Origin of the sequence: Bradyrhizobium sp. 1(2017) (genome assembly GCF_011602485.2) — a bacterium.
GTDB lineage: Bacteria > Pseudomonadota > Alphaproteobacteria > Rhizobiales > Xanthobacteraceae > Bradyrhizobium.
The window spans coordinates 224,322-248,756 of record NZ_CP050022.2 but is presented as its reverse complement, the minus strand read 5'-3'; the positions used below and the strand labels follow the sequence as shown (position 1 = coordinate 248,756).

The 24,435-nt window shown below is 64.8% G+C and carries 23 protein-coding genes; 18 read left to right on the top strand and 5 right to left on the bottom strand.

All coding sequences use genetic code 11. The features are described from left to right. Nucleotides 1–113 precede the first annotated feature (113 nt). Complete coding sequence (gene tesB / locus HAP40_RS01165) at nucleotides 114–977, top strand: acyl-CoA thioesterase II (RefSeq protein ID WP_166811549.1); 864 nt, start codon at nucleotides 114–116, stop codon at nucleotides 975–977. A gap of 40 nt (nucleotides 978–1,017) precedes the next feature. Here tesB and HAP40_RS01160 read toward each other — a convergent pair whose 3' ends face one another. Next, nucleotides 1,018–1,923, bottom strand: a complete 906-nt coding sequence (locus HAP40_RS01160) for a DUF4339 domain-containing protein (protein ID WP_166811551.1) — start codon at nucleotides 1,921–1,923, stop codon at nucleotides 1,018–1,020. A gap of 237 nt (nucleotides 1,924–2,160) precedes the next feature. On the opposite strand from HAP40_RS01160, the gene HAP40_RS01155 reads away from it, so the two are divergent. The 11 genes from HAP40_RS01155 (at nucleotide 2,161) to xth (ending at nucleotide 13,379) form a co-directional block, all read left to right on the top strand. Beyond that, complete coding sequence (locus HAP40_RS01155) at nucleotides 2,161–2,499, top strand: P-II family nitrogen regulator (RefSeq protein ID WP_028176997.1); 339 nt, start codon at nucleotides 2,161–2,163, stop codon at nucleotides 2,497–2,499. Nucleotides 2,500–2,576: 77 nt separating this feature from the next. Continuing rightward, nucleotides 2,577–3,878, top strand: a complete 1,302-nt coding sequence (locus tag HAP40_RS01150; protein ID WP_166811553.1) for an ammonium transporter — start codon at nucleotides 2,577–2,579, stop codon at nucleotides 3,876–3,878. Between the two features lie 39 nt (nucleotides 3,879–3,917). Then, on the top strand, nucleotides 3,918–4,232 hold the full coding sequence (locus HAP40_RS01145; RefSeq protein WP_166811555.1) for an ArsR/SmtB family transcription factor: 315 nt from the start codon (nucleotides 3,918–3,920) through the stop codon (nucleotides 4,230–4,232). After that, nucleotides 4,229–4,585 (top strand): SRPBCC family protein, encoded by a 357-nt coding sequence (locus HAP40_RS01140; protein ID WP_166811556.1) that lies wholly within the window; start codon nucleotides 4,229–4,231, stop codon nucleotides 4,583–4,585. Before HAP40_RS01145 ends, HAP40_RS01140 begins: the two co-directional genes overlap by 4 nt. A gap of 41 nt (nucleotides 4,586–4,626) precedes the next feature. Next, on the top strand, nucleotides 4,627–5,229 hold the full coding sequence (locus HAP40_RS01135; RefSeq protein WP_166819196.1) for an ATP-dependent Clp protease proteolytic subunit: 603 nt from the start codon (nucleotides 4,627–4,629) through the stop codon (nucleotides 5,227–5,229). A gap of 424 nt (nucleotides 5,230–5,653) precedes the next feature. Then, nucleotides 5,654–5,992: a P-II family nitrogen regulator gene (locus tag HAP40_RS01130; RefSeq protein ID WP_008142813.1), complete on the top strand. Its 339-nt coding sequence runs from the start codon at nucleotides 5,654–5,656 to the stop codon at nucleotides 5,990–5,992. 38 nt (nucleotides 5,993–6,030) lie between these two features. Then, a complete protein-coding gene (locus HAP40_RS01125) occupies nucleotides 6,031–7,479 on the top strand; it encodes an ammonium transporter (protein ID WP_166811558.1) in 1,449 nt (482 codons plus the stop codon). Between the two features lie 308 nt (nucleotides 7,480–7,787). Further along, nucleotides 7,788–9,002, top strand: a complete 1,215-nt coding sequence (locus HAP40_RS01120) for an aminotransferase class I/II-fold pyridoxal phosphate-dependent enzyme (protein WP_166811561.1) — start codon at nucleotides 7,788–7,790, stop codon at nucleotides 9,000–9,002. 9 nt (nucleotides 9,003–9,011) lie between these two features. Next, nucleotides 9,012–11,495 (top strand): DNA translocase FtsK, encoded by a 2,484-nt coding sequence (locus tag HAP40_RS01115; protein WP_166811563.1) that lies wholly within the window; start codon nucleotides 9,012–9,014, stop codon nucleotides 11,493–11,495. 152 nt (nucleotides 11,496–11,647) lie between these two features. Continuing rightward, nucleotides 11,648–12,400, top strand: a complete 753-nt coding sequence (locus HAP40_RS01110) for an outer membrane lipoprotein carrier protein LolA (RefSeq protein WP_166819197.1) — start codon at nucleotides 11,648–11,650, stop codon at nucleotides 12,398–12,400. A 163-nt stretch (nucleotides 12,401–12,563) separates the two neighbouring features. Further along, a complete protein-coding gene (gene xth / locus HAP40_RS01105; RefSeq protein WP_166811565.1) occupies nucleotides 12,564–13,379 on the top strand; it encodes an exodeoxyribonuclease III in 816 nt (271 codons plus the stop codon). Between the two features lie 29 nt (nucleotides 13,380–13,408). On the opposite strand, the gene HAP40_RS01100 is transcribed toward xth, so the two are convergent. Both HAP40_RS01100 and HAP40_RS01095 read right to left on the bottom strand, forming a co-directional pair. Then, nucleotides 13,409–13,852 carry a cyclic nucleotide-binding domain-containing protein gene (locus HAP40_RS01100; RefSeq protein ID WP_166811567.1) on the bottom strand — a complete coding sequence of 148 codons (444 nt, stop codon included), beginning with the start codon at nucleotides 13,850–13,852 and terminating at the stop codon, nucleotides 13,409–13,411. Nucleotides 13,853–13,910: 58 nt separating this feature from the next. Further along, complete coding sequence (locus tag HAP40_RS01095; protein WP_007598630.1) at nucleotides 13,911–14,597, bottom strand: response regulator transcription factor; 687 nt, start codon at nucleotides 14,595–14,597, stop codon at nucleotides 13,911–13,913. Nucleotides 14,598–14,832: 235 nt separating this feature from the next. Between HAP40_RS01095 and HAP40_RS01090 the strand changes: the two genes are divergently transcribed. Next, a complete protein-coding gene (locus tag HAP40_RS01090; RefSeq protein WP_246741201.1) occupies nucleotides 14,833–15,369 on the top strand; it encodes a L,D-transpeptidase family protein in 537 nt (178 codons plus the stop codon). A gap of 6 nt (nucleotides 15,370–15,375) precedes the next feature. Next, on the top strand, nucleotides 15,376–16,161 hold the full coding sequence (locus tag HAP40_RS01085; RefSeq protein WP_166811571.1) for a 2-keto-4-pentenoate hydratase: 786 nt from the start codon (nucleotides 15,376–15,378) through the stop codon (nucleotides 16,159–16,161). A gap of 144 nt (nucleotides 16,162–16,305) precedes the next feature. On the opposite strand, the gene HAP40_RS01080 is transcribed toward HAP40_RS01085, so the two are convergent. After that, entirely contained in the window at nucleotides 16,306–16,995 is a 690-nt protein-coding gene (locus tag HAP40_RS01080; RefSeq protein WP_166811573.1) for a YggS family pyridoxal phosphate-dependent enzyme, read from the bottom strand. 108 nt (nucleotides 16,996–17,103) lie between these two features. Between HAP40_RS01080 and HAP40_RS01075 the strand changes: the two genes are divergently transcribed. Further along, nucleotides 17,104–18,804, top strand: coding sequence for a diguanylate cyclase domain-containing protein (locus HAP40_RS01075; protein ID WP_166811575.1), 1,701 nt, complete (start codon nucleotides 17,104–17,106; stop codon nucleotides 18,802–18,804). A 17-nt stretch (nucleotides 18,805–18,821) separates the two neighbouring features. Here the strand turns inward: HAP40_RS01075 and HAP40_RS01070 are convergent, their stop codons facing one another. Further along, the gene (locus HAP40_RS01070) at nucleotides 18,822–19,868 is read right to left on the bottom strand and encodes a GGDEF domain-containing protein (protein ID WP_208024837.1); all 1,047 of its coding nucleotides are present in this window, start codon (nucleotides 19,866–19,868) and stop codon (nucleotides 18,822–18,824) included. A 192-nt stretch (nucleotides 19,869–20,060) separates the two neighbouring features. Between HAP40_RS01070 and leuS the strand changes: the two genes are divergently transcribed. The 3 genes from leuS to holA all read left to right on the top strand — a co-directional run bounded on the left by leuS (nucleotide 20,061) and on the right by holA (nucleotide 24,361). Then, nucleotides 20,061–22,685, top strand: coding sequence for a leucine--tRNA ligase (leuS, locus tag HAP40_RS01065; RefSeq protein WP_166811577.1), 2,625 nt, complete (start codon nucleotides 20,061–20,063; stop codon nucleotides 22,683–22,685). Continuing rightward, nucleotides 22,672–23,223 (top strand): LPS assembly lipoprotein LptE, encoded by a 552-nt coding sequence (gene lptE, locus HAP40_RS01060; RefSeq protein WP_166811579.1) that lies wholly within the window; start codon nucleotides 22,672–22,674, stop codon nucleotides 23,221–23,223. The genes leuS and lptE overlap by 14 nt, the downstream gene beginning before the upstream one ends. Before the next feature lie 109 nt (nucleotides 23,224–23,332). After that, nucleotides 23,333–24,361, top strand: a complete 1,029-nt coding sequence (gene holA, locus HAP40_RS01055; protein WP_166811581.1) for a DNA polymerase III subunit delta — start codon at nucleotides 23,333–23,335, stop codon at nucleotides 24,359–24,361. Nucleotides 24,362–24,435 lie beyond the last annotated feature (74 nt).

Here is a 24,435-nt window from a genome sequence, read left to right as displayed (position 1 = left end):
GGTCTTGCTAGCAGACTTGAGGTGGGCGAAACAGTGCGGTGAAACGAGGGCGGAACGGCCCGACTGTGTCATGCCGGAAGGTTAACCGGGATGACGGCGAGAAAGTTCATTCCATGTCCAAAAGCCTGATCGACCTCATTTCGATCCTCGACCTCGAGCAGCTCGAGGTGAACCTGTTCCGCGGCAACAGCCCGAAGACGAGCTGGCAGCGGGTCTTTGGCGGCCAGGTGATCGGGCAGGCGATGGTGGCCGCCTGCCGCACCGTCGAGGGACGGCTGCCGCATTCGCTGCATTGCTATTTCGTCCTGCCGGGCGACCCGCAGATCCCGATCATCTACCAGGTCGAGCGCCTGCGCGACGGCAAGAGCTATTCCACGCGCCGCGTCACCGCGATCCAGCACGGCAATGCGATCTTCTCGATCATGGTGTCGTTCCACGCCGAGGAAGAAAGCGCGTTCGACCACCAGGACAAGATGCCCGACGTGCCGCCGCCGGAAAAGCTGACGGCGGAGGAGGTGGCGAAGCAGCCGATGTTCAAGGAGATGCCGGACTTCATCCGCCGCTATTACGAATCCGACCGTCCGATCGAGCTGCGTCCGGTCGAGCTTGGCCGTTATTTCGGTCAGAAGATCGACGACGGCCGCATTCACGTCTGGATCAAGACCGCGGCGACGCTGCCGGACGATCCGGCGCTGCACATGTGCGCGCTCGCCTACGCGTCGGACTTCTCGCTGCTGGACGCAATCATGGCGCGCTATGGCCGCACGCTGTTCGACAAGCGCATGATGCCGGCAAGCCTCGACCATGCGATGTGGTTTCACCGCCCGTTCCGCGCCGACGAATGGCTACTCTACGCGCAGGATTCGCCGAGCGCGCGTGGCGGCCGCGGCCTGACCCGCGGCTCGATCTTCAAGCCGGACGGCACCCTGGTCGCATCGGTCGCGCAGGAAGGCTCCGTGCGCGAGCGGAAGTCCTGATGGCGCCAGGCGCGATCCGTCGCGCCTGGCGCCATTCGGGTCAGGCTCCGACGGAGCCTCGCGGCACGAGCTCGGTTTGCGAGGCGAACCAGTTCATGATCCAGCGATACACCCACGGGATCGGGATGATGAGGCTGCACAGGATTGCAGCCACGATGCCACGCCAGAGGATGTCGAGACCGCTGCCCTTGAAGACGATCTCGCGCCGCGTGCCTTCGACGCTGCGGCAGAACCAGCGCATCTGCGCCGCGGCGACCCAGGCCCAACCGATGATAGTGATGATCGAGATCGCGAACAGCAGGCTCCAGCCGATATAGGCCCAGATCGAGCCCGTGAAGCTCAAGCCCAGCGGCTGATCGTTGGAGGCGAGGTTCGCGACCATCCATTTGATCAGGAGCCAGTAGAGAACGATCTGCACGATGAACAGCAGATTGCTCAGGATCTCGCTGCCGATGAAAGCGAGTGCGATGGCAAGAGCGATGAAGCCGAAATACCACGCCACGATCGTCATCGCATTGCCGGTGAAGCTGAGGTTCGGCCGTCCGGGGACCTTCACGCAGGACACGATCCATCTCGTGTACCAGACGAACGCCCACGGCGCCGGAATGACGAAGATCATTCCGATCAGCAAGACGATGCTGCGCCAGGTGAACTCGAGGATGCCGAAATCGACCGAAAGCGATCCGCCGCTGCCAGCCGCAGCGTAGCCGCCAGCACCGCCATAACCACTTCCGCCCATCATCGGCGGGCCGCCCGCCGGAACCATCGGCGGCGCGCCGCCGCCAATCAGGCCGGGAATTTCCGCGGCCTTCTGCCAGCCGGCCATGCCCTCGGTCCAGACCAGAGTGTCCGGGCGCACGATGCCTTGGGCGACGAGATCGCGAAATTGCCCGTCCGGAAAGGGCCCCTGCTGCTTGCCCTCGGATGCGTAGAACCAACTCGCCATATAGCGTCCCCCTCAACATACTTATGTACCGGCCGGGATATCTGGGTTCACCGCATCCATGCCAAAAATGCATTGTGAATGATGAGCGGCTGCCCTGTACAGAGGCGGCCGTTCACACGGCCAAACGTTTTTCCGCTTCAACCTGCAAGTTTTTTGTGCCATTTGCCCGGAATGATGCCAGATTGACGCTGCGCCGGGGACATACGGCGCGGCGCATCCCGGGGAATAGGCCTGACCATGAAACTCGTCGTCGCGATCATCAAACCCTTCAAGCTCGATGAGGTCCGCCAGGCCCTGACGGCGATCGGCGTCCACGGCATGACCGTGACCGAGGTCAAGGGCTATGGCCGGCAGAAGGGCCACACCGAGATCTATCGCGGCGCCGAATACGTCGTGAACTTCCTGCCGAAGCTGCGCATCGAGATCGCGGTCGCCTCCGACGTCGCCGACAAGGCGGTCAGCGTGATTACCGCGACCGCGCGCACCGGCCAGATCGGTGACGGCAAGATCTTCGTCACGCCGATCGACCACGCGCTGCGCATCCGCACCGGCGAAACCGACAGCGACGCGCTCTAACAGACCGAGTCTTCGTCGATCGCACCGGGCAACGACGCAACAGCGTGCGACGTAATTTCTATGCTGGGGGAAATGACATGGCGGGATATTTGCGCCGCGCAGCTGCCATGGCTGCGCCGATCGGGTTTGCGTCGGTGATGGCATCGCCCGCGCACGCGGCAGGCTCCGACATCAGCTCCGCCGACACCGCCTGGATGATCGCCGCCACCGCGCTGGTGCTGATGATGACGATCCCGGGGCTTGCGCTATTCTACTCCGGCATGGTGCGGAAGAAGAACGTGCTCGCGACCATGGCGCAGAGCCTCGCCGCGGTGGCGCTGATCTCGATCCTCTGGGTCGCGTTCGGCTATTCGCTGTGCTTCGTCGGCGACGGCCCGTGGATCGGCACGCTCGACCGCTGGTTCCTCGCGGGCATGACCATGGACAGCGTCAACCCGGCGGCCAAGACGATCCCGGAAGCGCTCTTCATGCTGTATCAGATGACGTTTGCGATCATCACGGTGGCGCTGGTCGCGGGCGCGGTCGCCGATCGCATGCGATTCTCCGCCTATCTCCTGTTCTCCGTCGCCTGGTTCATCTTCGTCTACATTCCGCTGGCGCATTGGGTGTGGGGCGGCGGTTTCCTCGCCAGCATGGGCGTCCTGGATTTCGCCGGCGGTCTCGTGGTCCATCTGTCGGCCGGCACGGCCGGCCTCGTCGCGGCGAAGGTGATGGGACCCCGCCACGGCTACGGCAGCGAAAATCTCTCGCCGTTCGATCTCTCGCTCGCGGTGATCGGCACCGGCCTGTTGTGGGTCGGCTGGTTCGGCTTCAACGGCGGCTCGGCGGGCGCCGCCAATTCGCGTGCGGTGATGGCGATCATCGCGACGCATCTTGCCGCCTGCGCCGGCGCGCTGACCTGGGCCGCGATCGAATGGTCGACCCGGCGCAGGCCCTCGGTGCTCGGCATGATCTCCGGCGCGGTCGCGGGCCTCGGCACCATCACGCCGGCCTCCGGATTTGTGGCGCCCTGGCACGGCATCGTCATCGGCATCATCGCCGGTGCGGTTTGCTACTGGGCCTGCACCTGGCTCAAGCACCGGTTCAAATATGACGATTCGCTCGACGTGTTCGGCGTCCACGGCATCGGCGGGCTGACCGGCACCCTGCTCGCCGGCGTGTTCGCCACCAGCGCGATCGGCGGCACCGCCGGCCTGTTCGAAAACCACCCGCAGCAGCTGCTGATCCAGCTCTACGGGATCGCCGTCACCTTCGTCTGGTCGGCAGGCGTAAGCTTCGTCCTGCTCAAGCTGGTCGGCCTGTTCGTCCCGTTGCGCGTATCCCGTGAGCACGAGCTCGAAGGGCTGGATATCTCGCAGCACGGCGAAGCGCTTCAGTAGGGGCTTGCACAATACATAAGCGCATGCTTATGTGTTGCCATGCTCGAAGCCGACATCTTCAAGGCACTTGCCGACCCGACGCGCCGCAAGGTCTTTGAGAAGCTCGCTGGCGGCAGCCTGAACGCCAGCGCCTTGCGCGACGGATTGGAGATCAGCCAGCCGGCGATGTCGCAGCATCTCGCGGTGCTGCGCGCGGCTGGTCTCGTGCGCGAACAGCGGCAGGGCCGCTTTGTGAATTACGAAGTCGATCCCGACGGAATCGTCGCGATCGGGGCATGGCTTGCGCGCTACCGCGCCTATTGGCCGAAGCGCATGGACGCACTCGCAGACCTCTTGAAGGACATGGATCAATGAGCGACGCCGCGAAGCCCGATCGTTCCGACACGAAGCTGGTGCTCGAATTCGATTTCGATGCACCGCCGACAAAAGTCTGGCGCGCCGTGACCATTCCTGAATTGCGCGAGCGTTGGCTGCCAGATTGCGACCTTGCGGGCGCCGAGCCGGAATCATCGATTGCGGGCGAAGAGGTGCGGTACCGGCTTCGCGATTCCGAACCGCCATTTCGCGAGAGCCTCGTCATCTTCCGGATCGAACCGAACGAAGCAGGCGGCACGCGCTTTCGCATCATCCAGCAAGCCTGCGACGAGCGGACGAGGCTGCCGCAGGCGGCCAACTCCAATTGCTGCCTGATGCGCGCGGCGGCCTAACAGAAACAAACTTCTATCACCTGCAGACATGGAGGTCGCCGATGCGCGACATGCTTCAGCTCGTCCCTATGGTCGTCGAACAATCCGCGCGCGGCGAACGATCCTTCGACATCTATTCGCGGCTTCTGCGCGAGCGCATCATCTTCCTCAACGGTGAGGTCAACGACGCGATGTCGGGCCTCGTCTGCGCGCAACTGCTGTTCCTCGAGGCGGAGAATCCGAACAGGCCGATCAATCTCTACATCAATTCCTACGGCGGCGTGGTCACCAGCGGGCTCGCCATGTACGACACCATGCAGTTCATCAAGGCGCCGGTGCATACGCTGTGCATGGGCACCGCGCGCTCCATGGGCTCGTTCCTGCTGATGGCCGGCGAGCCCGGTCATCGCGCCGCCCTGCCCAATGCGAGCCTTCACGTGCATCAGCCGCTCGGCGGCTTTCAGGGCCAGGCGTCCGACATCCTGATCCACGCCAATGAAATGCAGGAAACCAAGCGACGCATCACCCGTCTCTATGCGCAACATTGCGGACGCACCGAGACGGAGGTGGAGCGGACCCTGGACCGCGACCACTTCATGACCGCGCAGCAAGGGGTCGAATGGGGGCTGGTCGACCGGGTGTTTATACAGCGCGGCGCGGCCTAATTGGTGTCTCAGCAGATACTGTCCGGCAAGCCTCGTTCCGCTCAGGCTGGCCGGCCGGTTGCGCGCATCCCGTGAGCACAAGCGAAGGGGGCGATATTTCGCAGCACGGCGAAGCCTCGACACCCTAATTAGATACCTCTCGACTGCCCGACACGTGAGCAACATTGTGTCGGCAGCCTGTCATGCCCACTTCTTGGGCATACGTGATCACGTATTGAGCGCGACCTATTAGCGCACTGCACCTCGACACCCGTCAAACGCAAAAACACCCGTTTTCATAGTCCGTTAGGCAACGCGCCTGATCTGGCACGGCATTTGATTCTAAGGGTCCCGGCTGTGCCCGCGTAGTGAACTTCTCCCTCGTGGCGAACCAGTCGAGAACGCCCGGCCATGTCCGGACCGGGCCCAAGCGGGGATAGGACCCATGAAAATTGTTATGGCGATCATTAAGCCATTCAAGCTGGAAGAAGTCCGTGACGCCCTGACCGCCATCGGCGTTCATGGTCTCACGGTGACGGAAGTCAAGGGATATGGCCGCCAGAAGGGCCATACGGAAATCTACCGCGGCGCCGAATATGCCGTGAGCTTCCTGCCCAAGATCAAGATCGAGGTCGCTGTCGCCTCCGACCAGGTCGACAAGACCATCGACGCCATCACGTCTGCCGCGAAGACCGGACAGATCGGCGACGGCAAGATCTTCGTCATCAACCTCGACCATGCCGTGCGCATCCGCACCGGCGAGGCCGACGCCGCGGCCCTTTGATTTCGCGCTCAACCTTTATCCAATCAGGAGTGAATACAATGACGTTTAAGCGTCCCTATGGCGCGGGACTGGCGGCTCTCGCAGTCGGCCTGTTCGCTGCGACCGCAGCCTGTGCCGAGCCGACGGTCAACAAGGGAGACAACGCCTGGATGCTGACATCGACAGTGCTGGTGCTGTTGATGACGATCCCCGGCCTCGCGCTGTTCTACGGCGGTCTCGTCCGTTCCAAGAACATGCTCTCCGTATTGATGCAGGTGTTCTACACCGTCTGCGTCGTCACCGTGATCTGGGCCGTATACGGCTACAGCCTGACCTTTACCGGCGGTTCCGACTTCATCGGCGGCTTCTCCAAGGCCTTCATGATGGGTGTGACCACCGATACGAAGGCCGCGACCTTCTCGGTCGACGCCAACATCTCGGAGCTGATCTATGTCTGCTTCCAGATGACCTTCGCCGCGATCACGCCCGCCCTCATCGTCGGCGCGTTCGCCGAGCGCATGAAGTTCGCGGCAATCGCGCTGTTCGTCCCGCTCTGGGTGACGCTGATCTATTTCCCGATCGCGCACATGGTCTGGTACTGGCAGGGTCCGGACCTGATCCAGGATGCGGCCAAGGCGCTCGCGGCGGCCACTGACGCGGCGGCGAAGACTGCGGCACAGGCCAAGCTCGACGAGCTCAACGCCGATGCCGGCTGGATCTTCAAGAAGGGCGCGATCGACTTCGCAGGCGGCACCGTGGTGCACATCAACGCCGGCATCGCCGGTCTGGTCGGTGCCCTCTTGATCGGCAAGCGCGTCGGCTACGGCAAGGAGCTGATGGCTCCGCACTCGCTGACCATGTCGATGATCGGCGCCTCGCTGCTCTGGGTCGGCTGGTTCGGCTTCAACGCCGGCTCCAACCTGGAGGCCAACGGCGGCGCTGCGCTCGCGATGACCAACTCCTTCGTCGCCACCGCAGCCGCGGCGCTGTCGTGGATGTTCGCAGAGTGGATCATCAAGGGCCATCCGTCGGTGCTCGGCGTCATCTCCGGCGCGGTCGCGGGCCTCGTGGCCGTCACGCCTGCCGCCGGCTTCTCCGGCGTGATGGGCGCGATCGTCCTCGGTCTCGTGGTCGGCGTGGTCTGCCTGTTCTTCTGCACCGTCGTGAAGAACGCGCTCGGCTACGATGACTCGCTCGACGTGTTCGGCGTGCACTGCGTCGGCGGCATCGTCGGCGCGATCGGGACCGGCATCCTCGTCAACCCGGCTTTGGGGGGCGTGGGCGTCATGGACTACAGCGCGATCCCGCCGAAGGTCGCCGACTACGACTTCGCGGCACAGATGACGTCCCAGTTCTGGGGTGTCGCCACCACGCTGGTGTGGTCGGGCATCGGTTCGGCGATCCTCTACAAGGTCGTCGACGTGATCGTTGGTCTGCGCACCAATGTCGAGAGCGAGCGTGAAGGCCTCGACATCACCGAGCACACCGAGCGGGCCTACAACATGTAAGTCTCCTCCCGGTCGCGATCTCCTCCGGAGGAGCGACCAGACCTACGGTTCGGGCACATACCCGGCAATGCCCTGACCGTTGAGGGGCTCCAGCGCAAGCTGGAGCCCCTTTCTTTTGTGGTTCCCCTTAAAGGGCAGGGGCGAGCCGCCCGCATCCCGTTGTTATCCGGTCCCATTATTCCCGCTCTGGACGGGCCGGCCGGCCGATGGTTAATCGCGTCTTAACCTCGCCCTATCTATGGTGAACTGAACCGCTTCCCGCCGGCGCCTTGGTGCGACCGGCTGTTCCAAGAGTGCTGGCGTCCAGAATGGTCATGACCGCTTCATCCCGTGCGCCGCAGGCCAGTGGAAGCTCCGACACCGCGCGCTCGCCCTTCGTCCGGCTGAACGAGCTGCTGGCCCCGCATCAGCCCGGCAAGCCCTTGATTTCGCTCGCAGTCGGCGAGCCGCAGCATCCCGTGCCCGACTTCGTCGGCCCGGTGCTGGCCAAGCACATCGCCGATTTCGGCCGCTATCCCGCGAACAAGGGCACCGACCCGTTCCGCACGGCGGCGGGCGCCTGGCTGGCATCGCGCTTCAAGCTGCCGCGACCGCTCGACCCCGAGAACGAGATTCTCGTCCTCAATGGCAGCCGCGAGGGGCTGTTCCTTGCCGCGATCGCGGCCGCGCGCTATGTCGGCCCGCGTCCGGGCAAGCCCGCGATCCTGATGCCGAACCCGTTCTATCCGGTCTATGGCGCCGGCGCGCTCGCCGCGGCCTGCGAGCCGGTTTATCTGCCGACCACCGTCGAGAACGGTTTTCTGCCCGATCTCGACGCCATCGACGAAGCGACGCTGGCGCGCACCGTCGCGTTCTACCTGGCCTCACCGGCCAATCCGCAAGGGTCGGTCGCGAGGCCGGACTATTTCAGGCGGTTGAAGCAGCTGGCTGACCGCTACGGCTTCGTGATCCTGAGCGACGAGTGCTATTCCGAGATCTACACCCGTGAGGCGCCGGGCAGCGCGCTCGAATGCGCCGGCCCCGACTTCACCCGCGTCGTCGCGTTCCAGTCGCTGTCGAAGCGCTCCAACCTGCCGGGCCTGCGCGTCGGCTTTGCTGCAGGCGACAAGACTTTCATCGGCATGTTCCTCGAGCTGCGCAACATCGCTGCGCCCCAGGTGCCGGTGCCGCTCCAGCATGTCGCGACCGTTGCCTATGGCGACGAAGCGCATGTCGAGGAGAACCGCAAGCTCTACCGCATCAAGTTCGATCTTGCCGACCAGATCATCGGCAATCGTTACGGCTATCGCCGGCCCGACGCCGGCTTCTGCGTCTGGCTCAACACGTCCGCGATCGGCGACGACGTGTCGGTGACGCTCAAACTCTTCAAGGAAGCAGGCGTGCGCGTCGTGCCGGGCAGCTATCTGGCACGGCTCCAGCCCGACGGCTTCAATCCCGGCGCGGGCTACATTCGCCTCGCGCTGGTGCAGGATAGCGAGACCACGGCGCAGGCGCTGCACCGTCTGGTCGAAACTCTGGGTTAGGCGGGGCCCATGAGCATGTCGGCGATCGAACGTGTCATTCCACTGGTCGGCCATCTGCCGCCCTCGATCCGAGAGGGGCTGGCGCGCCGTATGCGCGAGCTCGCCGGCCTCGGCTTGATCGCGCTGTCGGGCATCGCCTCGGCGGCGCTGATGACCTGGTCGGTGCAGGATCCCAGCCTCAGCCACGCAACCTCGCGGCCGATCCGCAACATCCTCGGCTATGCCGGCGCGATCGGCGCCGACCTCGCGATGCAGATCCTCGGGCTCGGCGCGATCATGCTGGTCCTGACCGTCGCGGTCTGGGGCTGGCGCATGATGACGCATCGCCCGTTCGACCGCGAAGCGCTGCGGCTCGGCTCCTGGATTCTCTGCACGGTGATCGCGGCGGGCTTCGTCAGCTGCTTTCAACATGGCGGCGCCTGGCCGCTGCCGACCGGCCTCGGCGGCGTGGTCGGCGATGCCCTGGTGCGCGCGCCCGCCGTCATCTTCGGGCCTGCCGGCACGATCTATCGCATCGTGCTGGGCACCATCCTGTTCGCCGCGATGGCCGCGACCTTCCTGATCGCCTGCGGCCTCGGCGCGCGCGAGCACGACGAAGAGCTCGCGGCAATCGAGGATGACGACAAGCCGCTCGACGAAGAGGAGGGGAGCGACCGCGGTTCGGTATCGCTGGGCTGGCTGTTCCATGCGCTGATGAGCACGAAGGCACGGCTGAGCTGGCTGCTTGGCGCCGCTTACCGCTCGCTGGTCTCGAGCGGACCGAAGACCAAGGGCGCCGCATTCAGCCGCCAGGAGCCGAATCTCGGCGGGGGCCGCGCCGCGCCCTCGATCTCGCCGCAGTCCGAAGACGAGCATGACGAGGACGAGGACGAGCACGAGGAGGAAGAGGCCGAGGAGGAGGAAGAGGAGGAGCCGGCCGCGCGCGCTCCGCGCAAGAAGGCTGCACCGAAGGCCACTTCCAAGAAATCCTCCGACAGGTTCGAGCTTCCGTCCGTCTCCGTGCTGGCCGCGCCCAAGGCCGGCGATCGCCAGCCGCTCAGCAAGGCCGAGCTGGAAGCCAATTCGCGCTCGCTCGAAGGCGTGCTCCAGGATTTCGGCGTGCGTGGCGAGATCGTGAAGGCCAATCCGGGTCCCGTGGTCACGCTGTACGAGCTGGAGCCAGCGCCGGGCATCAAATCGTCGCGCGTGATCGGCCTCGCCGACGATATCGCCCGCTCGATGAGCGCGCTGTCGGCGCGCGTCGCGGTCGTGCCCGGCCGCAACGCCATCGGCATCGAACTGCCGAATGCGCATCGCGAAAAGGTCTATTTGCGCGAATTGCTGATCGCAAAGGAAGCGACCGACACGGTTGCAAAGCTGCCGCTCTGCCTCGGCAAGACCATCGGCGGCGACCCCGTCATCATCGACCTTGCGCGCACGCCGCACATGCTGATCGCAGGCACCACCGGCTCGGGTAAGTCGGTCGCCATCAACACCATGATCCTGAGCCTGGTCTACCGGCTGCGCCCGGACCAGTGCCGGCTGATCATGGTCGATCCGAAGATGCTCGAGCTCTCCGTCTATGACGGCATTCCCCATCTGCTCACGCCCGTCGTGACCGATCCGAAGAAGGCGGTGGTCGCGCTGAAATGGGCCGTGCGCGAGATGGAAGAGCGCTACAAGAACATGGCCAAGCTCGGTGTGCGCAACATCGACGGCTACAACACGCGCCTGCTCGAGCTGAAAGCCAAGGGCGAAGAGCCGACGCGCACGGTGCATACCGGCTTCGACAAGGAGACCGGCAAGGCGATCTACGAGGAAGAGAAGCTCTCGCTCGACCCGCTGCCCTACATCGTGATCATCGTCGACGAAATGGCCGACCTGATGATGGTCGCCGGCAAGGACATCGAAGGCGCGGTGCAGCGCCTCGCGCAAATGGCACGCGCCGCCGGTCTGCACGTGATCCTGGCGACGCAGCGTCCGTCGGTCGACGTCATCACCGGCACCATCAAGGCGAACTTCCCGACCCGCATCGCCTTCCAGGTGACGTCCAAGATCGACAGCCGCACCATCCTCGGCGAGATGGGCGCCGAGCAGCTGCTCGGCCAGGGCGACATGCTCTACATGGCGGGCGGCGGCCGCATCAGCCGCGTGCACGGGCCCTTTGCCTCCGACGAGGAGGTCGAGAAGGTGGTGCGTCACCTCAAGACGCAGGGCCAGCCGGAATATCTCGAGGCGGTCACGGCCGAAGAGCCCACCGAGGACGAGGACGGCGCGGTGTTCGACGCCAGCGGCATGGGCGCGGATGGCGGCGGCGATCTCTTCCAGCAGGCCGTTGCGATCGTCAAACGCGACCGCAAAGCCTCGACCAGCTACATCCAGCGCCGCCTGCAGATCGGCTACAACCGCGCCGCATCGCTGATGGAGCGCATGGAACTTGAGGGCATCGTCGGACCGGCCAACCACGCCGGCAAGCGCGAGATTCTGGTCGAGGAAGAAGACAGCCATATGTGAGGCGAGGAGCCTCAAAACATCATTTCACGCGAAATCGTTATCTGCTTTTGCCCGAAATCACGCTAAAAAGGCGCCCAGCCATACAGGACGACGCGTTGATCAGACATCCGGACATTCGATTCGCTGCCACCATCGCCGCGCGAAGCGCGCGCATGGCCGGCGTGCTTCTCGTCACCGCCGCGATGGTGACCGCTGCGTCGTTCGCACAGACCGTCCCCGTGCCGAAGCCGGCGCCAAAGGGCCGCGATAGCGGCTCGTCCGGCGGTCCGGCCGTGACAGGCGCAACGCAGGCGCCGCCGAACCCGGTGATTCCGGATCCGCGCCGCAACGTACCGAGCAGCATCTTCCAGACTTTCGACGCCAACCAGAAGGCGCAGGCCGCGAAGGTCAGCGCCTATCTGTCGTCGCTGTCGACGCTGGTCGGGAATTTCGTCCAGGTCGGCCCCGACGGCAGCAAGACGCAGGGCGATTTCTACATCCAGAAGCCCGGCAAGGTGCGCTTCGAATATGACGCGCCAAGCCCGATCGACATTGTTGCCGACGGATCGTCCGTCGTGGTGCGCGATCGCAAGCTGGCCACGCAGGACGTCTATCCGTTGTCGCAGACACCGCTGCGCTACCTGCTCTCCGACCGCATCGATTTGATGAAAGACACCAACGTCGTCAACGTCACGGCCGACGATCTCTTCATCAGCGTCACCATCGAGGAGAAGCAGGCGCTGGTCGGCACCAGCCGGCTGCTGCTGATGATCGGCGCCAAGGACGGCCAGCTCAAGCAGTGGACCGTCACCGACCCGCAGGGCTACGACACCACGATCGCGGTCTACAATCTGGACTCGAGCAAGAAGCTCGATCCCGGCATGTTCAAGATCGATTTCACCAATTACGGCCCGTCGCCGGGTTGAGCGCTCTGCTGCCGTAGGGTGGGCAAAGGCGCGCGTGCGCCGTGCCCACCATCTCTCCTCCTCGCGGCAGGCATGGTGGGCACGCTTCGCTTTGCCCACCCTACGAGAGCTCGCTGTGGACAAGCATTTTCCCCGCGCTAATCCATGCTAAGACGCATTCCCCATGCGTTTTTCCCTGACAACCTGGAACGTCAATTCGGTGCGGCTGCGCATCGATCTGGTCGCGAAATTTCTCAAGAGCACGCGGCCCGACGTGCTGTGTCTCCAGGAGACCAAGTGCATCGACGACGCCTTTCCGCTGAAGCGCTTCAAGCGGCTCGGCTATGAGCACGTCGCGCTGAACGGGCAGAAGGGCTATCACGGCGTCGCCATCGTCTCGAAGATTCCGTTCGAGTCGAAGGACATAAGAACCTTCTGCGACAAGGTGGATTCGCGTCATATCTCGGTGTCGTTCGGCGAGAAGGCGCAGATCGCAAAGCCGCTGGTGGTGCACAATTTCTATGTTCCCGCCGGCGGTGACATTCCCGATCCGGCGCTGAACGAGAAGTTCGACCACAAGCTCCGCTTCCTCGACGAGATGAAGGCGTGCGAGCCGCTGCATCCACGCGGCGAGGATCGTCACATCCTGGTCGGCGATCTCAACGTCGCGCCGCACGAGAACGACGTGTGGTCGCACAAGCAGCTGCTGAAGGTGGTCTCGCACACGCCTGTCGAGACCGAAAAGCTGAAGGCGGCGCTGGCGGCCGGCGAATGGGTCGACGTCGCGCGCGAGCGCATTCCGATGTCGGAGAAGGTCTATACGTGGTGGAGCTACCGCTCCGCCGACTGGACCGTCGGTGATCGCGGCCGCAGGCTCGACCACATCTGGGTCTCGCGTGCGCTGAAGGACGCGGTGCAGGATTTCAGGATTCTTCGCGACGCGCGGAGCTGGGAGCGGCCGTCGGACCATGTGCCCGTGACAGTGACGCTGGAGGTGTGATCGTCGCCGTGGCGAAAGCCAGGGCGACGTCAGTTCGTCAACTTCGCACCCGCCATCAAAATATCGCTGGCGAGCTGGCTGGAGCGAACCGCGAATTCGTCGCGGAGGCGCACCGCGGCGGCGGGGTCGCTTTCGAGCACGCGCTGAAACAGGCTGCGCGCGACGCGGATGACGGAGGCGTGCTCCAGCGCAACGGCGCTCGACGGCCGCTTCATCGGCACCACCAGCGCAAGCTCGCCGATCAAGGCGCCGGGACCGGCGATCATCTCGGCACCGGCGCCGTCGTCGACGCGAAAGGCGCCGCGCTGGACAACGAAGCCGGCGTCGGCATCGTCGCCGAGATTGAACAGGATGTCGCCGCGGACGAAGTTGCGCTGCTCGGAGCCGATCGCCAGCATGCGCAACGAGGCGTCTCCCAACAGGCGCAATGTCGGGACACGCTCGAGAAGCGCTACATCATCGTCGATTGACATTCAGGTCCGAGGTTCGAGGGCGCGCAATCTAAAACGATTCGCACGCCCCTGAAGCGTATCACGGCACCAGCTTGTATCCACCGGCTTCCGTGACCAGGATTTCCGGGTTGGCTGCGTCCTTCTCGATCTTCTGGCGAAGGCGGTAGATGTGGGTTTCCAGCGTGTGGGTGGTGACGCCGGAATTATATCCCCAGACCTCCTGCAGCAGAGTCTCGCGCGAGACCGGCATCTGGCCGGCCCGGTAGAGGAAACGGAGGATGGCGGTCTCCTTCTCGGTGAGGCGGACCTTGCGCGCGTTCGCCGCGGTCAGCATCTTCGAGCCCGGGCGGAAGGAGTAGGGGCCGACCGAGAACACCGCGTCCTCGCTGGCCTCGTGCTGGCGCAGCTGGGCGCGGATGCGGGCGAGCAGCACGGCGAAGCGGAATGGCTTTGCCACATAGTCGTTGGCGCCGGATTCCAGCCCCAGAATCGTGTCGGAATCGGTGTCGTGGCCGGTCAGCATGATGATCGGGGCCTTGAAGCCGCCCTTGCGCAAGGAGCGGACCACTTCGCGGCCATCGGTGTCGGGCAGGCCGACATCCATCAGAACGAGATCGGGGGCATTGGCCTTTGCGGCGCTCGCGCCCTTGGCGCCGGTATCGACGGCGGAGGCCTCAAATTCTTCGTGCAGCGATAATTGCTCCACCAACGTGTCACGCAGATCGGTATCGTCATCCACGATCAGGATCTTGCGGGCATTGGCCATAGGGGATCATCCTTTTGGGTCCGGCTCGGCGCGCATCCATGCCGCACCCAGCCGCGAGGGGAAGTTTAGGGGTCGCCGTTATTATTGTTGTTCGTGTTGAAGTAGTGGGCTGTTACCGATTCACAAGCCAGAAGCACTCTAACCCAGAATAGCAGGGCGATTTGATGAATGTCCTGTAATGAATTCGACATCGCACGTTCACATGAAAAACAAAGCTGCGTCAGGTAGTTACACCATGAATCGGAGTGCCGGGCCGCTGTCCGCGATCCGTGTTAAGCCTGCTGCCGGTAATCCGCGCCGGGGCTGGCTGACGGCCGGCCCGCTGACGATACCGGTGGCCCTGGGGCGGGGCGGCATTCTCGCCAACAAGCGCGAGGGCGACGGCGGCACCCCGCGGGGCAGCTTCCGTCCCCGGCGCCTGTGGTGGCGGGGCGATCGGCACAGCCGCCCGCAGACATTCCTGCCGGCCCGGATCATCACCGGCGAGGACGCCTGGTGCGAGGACCCCAGGGACCGCCATTACAACCAGGGCATCCGGCTCGCAGCGGAGCAGGGCGGTGACCGGCTCAAGCGGGCCGACCATCTCTACGATTTCATCATCGAGATCGACCACAACACGCGGCCGCGGATCGCCGGGCGCGGCAGTGCGGTGTTCCTGCATCTGGCCCGCGACAATTTCGGCCCGACCGCGGGCTGCGTCTCCATGACCAAATCTGCGATGCTGCAATTGCTGCGACGATTGGGACCAAGAACAAGAATCATCATCGGGTGAGGACACATGCTCGACAAGGATCAGATTGCCGCCGCTTCGCAAGTCCTGGTGAAGCACTGGCGCGACGGCACCAAGCTCGAGACGCTGGACGCGCGGTTGCGGCCGCAGAGCCGCACCGAGGGCTACGCGGTCCAGGCCGCGCTCGAGACGACGTCGCCTGGTAAGTTGTTCGGCTGGAAGATCGCGGCGACGAGCGAGGCGGGGCAGAAGCACATTAATGCCGGGGGACCGCTGGCCGGCCGCATCATGAGCGACACCGTGATCGCCGATGGCGGCAGCGCGTCGATGAAAGGCAATGAGATGCGCGTCGGCGAGCCGGAATTCGCCTTCCGCATGGGGCGCGACCTGCCGCCGCGCGCGGCGCCATATACCATCGACGAGGTGCTCGCAGCCGTCGCGACCCTGCATCCCGCGATCGAGATCCCCGACTCGCGCTTTGCCGATTTCGCCAGCGCCGGCGAGGCGCAGCTGATCGCCGACAATGCCTGTGCCCATCTGTTCGTGCTGGGCGCGGCGACGACCGCCGATTGGCGCGCGCTGGATCTCGTCGAGCAGCGGCCGCAGATCACGCTGCGCGGCGAGCGCTATGTCGGTCACGGCAGGAACGTGCTCGGCGATCCCCGCGCTGCACTCGCCTGGCTTGCCAACGAGCTCCGCGGCCTTGGACTGACTTTAAGGGCAGGGGAGGTGGTGACGACAGGCACATGCCATCCGCCGCTGCCGATCCAGGCCGGCGATCATTTCGCCGCGGATTTCGGCGTGCTGGGGAAGGTATCGCTGGGGTTTGTGTAGGCGGGACCCACTCCGCCGTCATTGCGAGGAGCCCTTGCGACGAAGCAATCCAGAATCCCTCTGCGGAAACACACTGGATTGCTTCGCTTCGCTCGCAATGACGAAATCGATGGCTGTTGCAGGCGCGTTCCTCGCTAAAGGCTCTCACCTGTGGCCGAAGATCGCGCTGCCCACGCGCACATGGGTGGCGCCCAACATGATCGCGGTGGCGAAATCCGCGCTCATGCCCATCGAGAGATGCTTCAATCCATTGCGCGCGGCGATCTTGGCAGTGAGTGCAAAATGCGCCGCAGGCGGCTCGTCCACCGGCGGGATGCACATCAAGCCGGAGATGGTCAGCCCATAGGTGTCGCGGCAGCTCGCGAGGAAGGCATCGGCCTCGCCGGGCGCAACTCCGGCCTTCTGCGGCTCCTCGCCGGTGTTGATCTGGACGAAGAGCTGCGGGTGCTTGTTCTGGGATTCGATTTCCTTGGCTAACGCCTGGCAAATGCTCGGACGGTCCACCGAATGGATCGCATCGAACAGCGCGACCGCCTCTTTGGCCTTGTTGGATTGCAGCGGCCCGATCAGGTGCAGCGCGACATCGGCGTAAACAGACGTTAACGCAGGCCACTTGCCTTTGGCCTCCTGCACCCGATTCTCGCCGAATACGCGCTGTCCAGCCTCGATCACGGGCGTAATCGCATCCGCAGCGAACGTCTTGGACACCGCGATCAGCGTCACGGAGGAGCGATCGCGCCGCGCATCCTTGCAGGCCCGTGCAATCTCGGCCTCGACGGCAGCAAGTGCGTTTGGTGAATGGCCGGTTACCGGCACGGGATTGGCGTCTGTCATGGCATCGATCGGCTGTGGTCGTGACCGGGGTAAGTCCAATTTTACCGAGTTCAAGAAAGAGTTTTTGAACCCTTCGCTTTACCTTGGCTCATGGGGTGGGTAGCGAAGATGGCAAACGTCAGTCTCAACCGCAAACGGGCGAAACTCAAGCAAGTTCTCGGAATTCGGGCGCGGCTCGCTTTGCTCGCGGTGATTCTGGTGACGCCGTTGATGCTCGAGCGCATCCGCTCCCTGGAAGACACGCGCGTGCGGCAGATCGCGCAGGCCGCGGCTGAATTCACCACCATCGCGCGGCACAGCGCCGATGCGCAGCGCGAGGTGATCTCGTCGGTCGAGACCATCTTGAAATCGGAGGCGTTCATCCGGGCGTCCGTCGGCGGCATCACCAAGAGCTGCGACGTGCTGCGCGCCAGCCTGCCGTCGAGCCTGCCCTGGATCCGCACGCTTTTGATCGCCGGTCAGGACGGACGCATCCAGTGCGCCACCAACAACATGTATGTCGGCCTCGATCTCAGCGACCGGCCCTACTTCCTGCAGGCCCAGCAAACCGGCCGCTTCGTGCTGAGCGACTTCATCCTGTCCCGGCCCGCATCGACGCCGACCGTCATGGCGGTTTATCCGGTGTCTGCCTTCAGCGGCGTCCCCGATGCCGTCGTGCTCGCCACCGTCAACCTCGACTGGATGTCGAAGGTCATGAGCAATCTCGGCGGCCGCGCCGGCATCACCGCCGTATTGGTCGACAGTGCCGGCACCGTGCTGGCCGCGCCTGCCGACCAGCGCAGCACGGTCGGCCGCCCCCTCGACAACATGCCGCTGATGTCGGCGATCGCCGATCGCGCCTTGCGGTCGGACCAGGACGAAGGCTCGCTGTCCTTTCTTGCGGCCGACGGCTCGCGCCGCGCAGTCAGCTACATCCGCATCGCCGGCACCAACGCCCGCCTGATCGCCAGCATCGACGAGGACAAGGTGTCCGCCGCGGTCAACCGCGACATCCGCACCGCCTATCTCCAGCTCGCTTTCGTCGTCGTGTTCGTCCTGCTCGGCGCGCTGATCGCCGCCGAGAAGCTGGTGATCAAGCCGATCGAGATGCTTGCCGACATGGCCAAGCGTCTCGGCGAAGGCGATCTGTCGGCCCGGGCGGCGCGCAGCCGCCTGCCCGCCGAGTTCGTGCCGCTGGCCCGCGCGTTCAATGCGATGGCCGCGCAGCTGAGCCAGCGCGAGCGCGAGCTGGTCGCGAGCAACGACCGCCTCACGGTGATGGCCTCCATCGACATGCTGTCCGGCCTCGCCAACCGCCGTGGCTTCCAGAGCCGTCTCGATTTCGAATGGATGCGCGCGCAGCAATATGGCAGCGAGCTCGCGCTGCTGATGATCGACGTCGACCACTTCAAGCTCTTCAACGACACCTATGGCCATCTCGAGGGCGATTCCTGCCTGACCAGGCTTGGCGAATCGCTGTCCGGCATTGCTGCCGACACGATGGGCTTCGCGGCGCGCTATGGCGGCGAGGAATTCTGCCTGCTGCTGCCGAACACCGACGTCAACCGCGCCGTCGAGATCGGCGAGCAGGTGCGCGCGGCCGTGCTGAAGCTGTGCCTGCCGCACATCACCTCGAACCACATGATCGTCACGGTCTCGATCGGCGTCGCCGCCACCAAGCCCAACGAGAGCTTGCGGCCGGGCGATCTGATCGAAGCCGCCGACGCAGCGCTCTACGCCGCCAAACACCGCGGCCGCAACAACGTCGTCGAGCACGGCGTGCAGGCGATCGAGACCGGCACGGCCGAGATCATGCTGGCGGCGGGCTGAGCCAGCAGGGTAATTCGCTACCCCGCCGCTCCCGCGCGATCGAGCTCGATCTCCGTCACCACGCGATTACGGCCGCCGCCCTTGGCGAGATAAAGCGCGCGGTCGCAGCGCTCGATGAGATCGGTGATCGCTTCACCCGGCCGGTACTGCGCCACGCCGATCGACACGCTGATATTGGGCAGGGTCTCGCCGGTCGAGCGGCGGGTGATCCTTGCGTCGGTGATCGCGCGCCTGATGTGCTCGGCGAGCTCGGCGCAAGTGGCGAGGTCGGCATCCGGCAGCACCGCAATCAGCTCCTCGCCGCCATAGCGGGCCGGCAGATCCTGCGCGCGGACCCTTTCGCGCAACACTTTTGCCATCAACCGCAGGACCTGATCGCCGACGCCGTGGCCGAAATTGTCGTTGAAGGACTTGAAGTGGTCGATGTCGAGCATCAGCACGCTCAGCGGCTCGCCCCATTCCGCGGTCGCCTGCGCCTTGCGCAGGAATTCGTCGAGCGCCCGCCGGTTTGCAAGGCCCGTCAGCGTATCGGTCCGGGCACGCTCCTCGGACTTGGACAGCGAAGCGCGGATCACGTCGAGCTCGCGGGTCTTTTCCGCAAAGCCCGCCTCGAGCCGTGTCGTCCTCGTGGCGGCCCGGGCCAGCTCGTTCATGAGCTGGGCGACCAGCACCTTCGGATCGACACCGGCCTTGCCCTGGTCGGCGACTTCGCTGATCGCCTGCATCTGGGAACGGTTGTCGGCAATCGCGGTCGTCAGAAACTCGCTTGCCGCCCCCATCAGGGCATTCAGCCGCTCGGAGGTGTCGACAACGAGCGCACTGACCTGGGGCGCGACGTAGGTCTCGAACAGATCCCGATTGGTTCGGCCGTCGAACGGACGATTGTGGTCGATCAGGAGATCGATCGCGTTGCGCAGATCGTCATGGCCACCTGCGAAATATTGGTACCAGACGGCGAAATTGGCCGGGCTTGGCGCAATCCGCTGCTCGGCCATGGCCTGCATCGCTCGTCCGGCGATGGACGCGGCATAGTCGTAATCGGGATCGTCGCAGCTGGAATTCATAGTCGTGTTGCGGCCTTGTCGGGCCGGCAAATTGGCATCGACCCCTTAATCCCACCCCAACGCCGACCTCGGTAGTTATGCGGAGACGTCCGGGAGGTTCCCGGATAGCGGCAACCCATTGACCCCTTACGGACTTCTATGGCCTAGTCCGCCGTCTTTAGCCGGCCGAACCACGAAAAACCAAACGATTCCATGACCTCCGAACGCTACAACGCCCGCGACGCCGAACCGCGCTGGCAACGCCTCTGGGACGAACAGGCGATCTTCGTCTCCCGCAACGACGATGCGCGGCCGAAATACTACGTCCTCGAGATGTTCCCCTATCCCTCCGGGCGCATCCATATCGGCCATGTCCGCAATTACACGCTCGGCGACGTGCTAGCTCGCTTCATGCGCGCCAAGGGGTTCAACGTGCTGCACCCGATGGGCTGGGACGCGTTCGGCCTGCCGGCCGAGAACGCCGCCATCGAGCGCAAGGTCGCGCCGAAGGCCTGGACCTACGACAACATCGCCGCGATGAAGAAGCAGCTCCGCTCGATCGGGCTGTCGCTGGACTGGTCGCGGGAGATCGCGACCTGCGATCCCTCCTATTACAAGCACCAGCAGAAGATGTTTCTGGACTTCTTGCGCGAAGGCCTCGCCGAGCGCGAGAAGCGCAAGGTGAACTGGGACCCCGTCGACATGACCGTGCTCGCCAACGAGCAGGTGATCGACGGCCGCGGCTGGCGTTCCGGCGCCGTCGTCGAGCAGCGCGAGATGAACCAGTGGGTCTTCAAGATCACGAAGTACTCGCAGGAGCTGCTGAGCGCGCTGGATGGGCTCGACCGCTGGCCCGACAAGGTGCGGCTGATGCAGCGCAACTGGATCGGGCGCTCCGAAGGCCTGTTGATCCGCTTCGCGCTGGATGCAGCGACGACGCCCGCCAGCGAGAGCGAGCTGACGATCTTCACGACGCGCCCGGACACGCTGTTCGGCGCGAAGTTCATGGCGATCTCGGCGGATCACCCGCTGGCGCAAGCCGCGGCCGCCAAGAATCCCGAACTCGCGGCGTTCATCGGCGAGATCAAGAAGATCGGCACCGCGCAGGAGGTCATCGACACCGCGGAGAAGCAGGGCTTTGACACCGGCATCCGCGCGGTGCACCCGTTCGATCCCTCCTGGAAGCTGCCGGTCTATGTCGCCAATTTTGTGCTGATGGAATACGGCACCGGCGCGATCTTCGGCTGCCCGGCGCACGACCAGCGCGACCTCGACTTCGTCAACAAGTACAATCTGGGCAACACGCCGGTGGTCTGCCCCGAAGGGCAGGATCCGAAGAGCTTCGTCATTACCGACACCGCCTATGACGGTGACGGCCGCATGATCAATTCACGCTTCCTCGACGGCATGACCATCGATGCGGCGAAAGAAGAGGTCGCCAAACGGCTGGAAAGCGAGCTGCGCGGCAACGCGCCGGTCGGCGAGCGTCAGGTCAATTTCCGCCTGCGTGACTGGGGTATCTCGCGCCAGCGCTATTGGGGCTGCCCGATTCCCGTCATCCATTGCCCGAAATGCGACGTGGTGCCGGTGCCGGATGCCGATCTGCCTGTGAAGCTGCCCGACGATGCGACCTTCGACAGACCGGGCAACGCGCTCGATCACCACCCGACCTGGAAGCACGTCACCTGCCCACAATGCGGCGGCAAGGCTCAGCGCGAAACCGACACCATGGACACCTTCGTGGATTCGTCCTGGTACTTTGCCCGCTTCACCGATCCCTGGAACGAGGCGGCGCCGACGACGCCGGATGTGGCCAACCGGATGCTGCCGGTCGACCAATATATCGGCGGCGTCGAGCACGCGATCCTGCATCTGCTCTACAGCCGCTTCTTCACCCGTGCGATGAAGGCGACGGGGCACATTGCGTTGGACGAACCGTTTGCCGGCATGTTCACGCAGGGCATGGTGGTGCACGAGACCTACCAGAAGGCCGACGGCACCTATGTGCAGCCGGCGGAGGTGAAGGTCGAGGTCGGCGCCAACGGTCGCCGCGCCACGCTGCTGGCGTCAGGCGAAGACATCCAGATCGGCCCGATCGAGAAGATGTCGAAGTCCAAGAAGAACACGGTCGATCCTGATGACATCATCGAGACCTACGGCGCCGACGTCGCCCGCTGGTTCATGCTGTCGGACTCCCCGCCCGACCGCGACGTGATCTGGAGCGACGAACGCGTCCAGGGCGCGTCGCGCTTCGTGCAGCGGCTGTGGCGGCTGGTGAACGACACCGTGGAGCTCGGCAAGGCCGCGCCGGCCGCCCGGCCGGCTTCGTTCGGGCCGGATGCGAGCGCCCTGCGCAAGGCCGCCCATGGCGCCCTGGACAAGGTCACGACCGGGATCGAGCGGCTGCACTTCAACGTCTGCCTCGCCCATATCCGCGAATTCGCCAATGCCCTGTCCGAGGTGCTCCAGCGCCCCGGCCAGCCAGCTCCAGACTTGGCCTGGGCGATCCGGGAAGCCGGCCAGATTCTGGTCCAGCTGTTCTCCCCGATGATGCCGCATCTGGCCGAGGAGTGCTGGCAGGCTTTGGGCCAGAGCGGGCTGGTTTCGGAGGCCAATTGGCCCCAAATCGAACGCGATTTGCTGGTTGAAGACAGCGTGACCCTGGTGGTCCAGGTCAACGGCAAGAAGCGGGGTGAGGTCAGAGTTGCAACAGTGGCCCAGAATCCGGAAATCGAGGCTGCCGTTTTGGCCCTCGATGCGGTAAAGCTGGCCCTGGATGGCAAGCCCGTCCGCAAGGTGATCATCGTCCCCAAGAGGATCGTGAATGTTGTCGGCTAGGTTCCGCATTGCAGCCCGCTTGCTGGCGGTCGCCGCCTTGGCGGCGCTGACAGCCGGCTGCTTCCAGCCGATGTATGCCGAGCGTGGCGACGGCACCCCCGGCCTGCGCGAAAAGCTGATGGGAGTCGAGCTCCCGCCGATCAACAAGCCCAACGCCTCGCGCGAGGCCCGCATCGGCGTCGAGGTCCGCAATGCCCTCGCCTTCAAGCTCTATGGCACCGCGACCGGGATGCCGCCGACGCACCGCCTGGACATCCGCTTTACCTCCAGCCGCTCATCCCTGATCGTCGACCCCAACACGGGTCTGCCCAGCACCGAGAATTACGGCATCGACTGCCAGTACAATCTGGTCGAGGTCGTCAGCGGCAAGTCGGTGATGACCGGCACCACGTTCTCGCGCGTGTCCTATGACATGCCCGGCTCCTACCAGCGTTTCTCCCGCAACCGCGCGCTGCGCGATGCAGAGGATCGGGCTGCCAACGAGATCGCCGACAACATCAATACCCGGCTCGCCTCGTTCTTCACCGCGGGCACATAAGTCGCCCCTGTTATTCCGGGGCGCCGGCAGGGCGAACCCGGACTCTCGATCCTCAATCTCTGGATTCCGGACCCGCGCTCCGCGCCCGGAATGACGTCTTCGAGGCGAAATGGTCGCGCTGCGCGGAAAAGAGATCGACGCCTTTCTCGTCCGGCCCGATGCGGGCCGCCCGATCATCCTGCTCTACGGTCCCGACGCGGGCCTCGTGCGCGAGCGCGCCGACGCGCTGATCGCCTCCGCCGTCGACGATCCCAACGATCCGTTCTCGCTGGTGAAGCTCGACGGCGACGAGCTTTCCGCCGAGCCGTCGCGCCTCGTCGACGAAGCCATGACGGTGCCGCTGTTCGGCGGCCGCCGCGCCATCCGCATCCGCGCCGGCTCGCGCAGCTTTGCCAGCGGCGTCGACACGCTGGCCGAGATGGCCGTGAAGGATTGCCGCATCGTGATCGAGGCCGGCGAGCTGCGCCCGGAATCGCCGCTGCGCAAGGCCTGCGAGAAAGCCAGGACCGCCGTTGCGATCGGCTGCTATCCCGACACCGAGCGCGACCTTGCCAGGCTCATGGAGGACGAGCTCCGCATCGCGAATCTGCGCATTGCGCAAGACGCGCGCGCGGCGCTGATGTCATTCCTCGGCGGCGACCGCCAGGCCTCCCGCAACGAGCTGCGCAAGCTCACCCTCTACGCGCATGGCAAAGGCGAGATCACGCTGGATGACGTGATGGCCGTGGTTGCCGACGCCTCCGAGCTGAAGCTCGATCCCATCGTCGACGGTGCCTTCGCCGGCCGGCCCGACATCGTCGAGACCGAATTCGCCAAGGCCATGATCGCCGGCACCTATCCCGGCGTGATCATCTCGGCGGCGCAGCGCCAGGCCGCGTGGCTGCACAAATCCGCCCTCGCGATCGCCGACGGCACGCCGGCCTCGGCGGTGCTCGACGGCGGCTATCCGCGCCTGCATTTTTCACGAAAGCCGGCGGTCGAGACCGCGCTGCGTAATTTCAGTCCGGCCCGGCTCGCCGCCATCATCGAGCAGCTCGCGACCGCCGCACTCGACACCCGCAAGCAAGCCGCCCTCGCCCCGGCCATCGCCCAGCGCACGCTGATGGCCATTGCCGCAAACGCAAAGCGGCGGGGCTAGCCCTCTCCCCGTCATTGCGAGCGCAGCTCTCTCAACGCGTCATTGCGCGGAGCCCTCGCGACGGAGCATTCCCG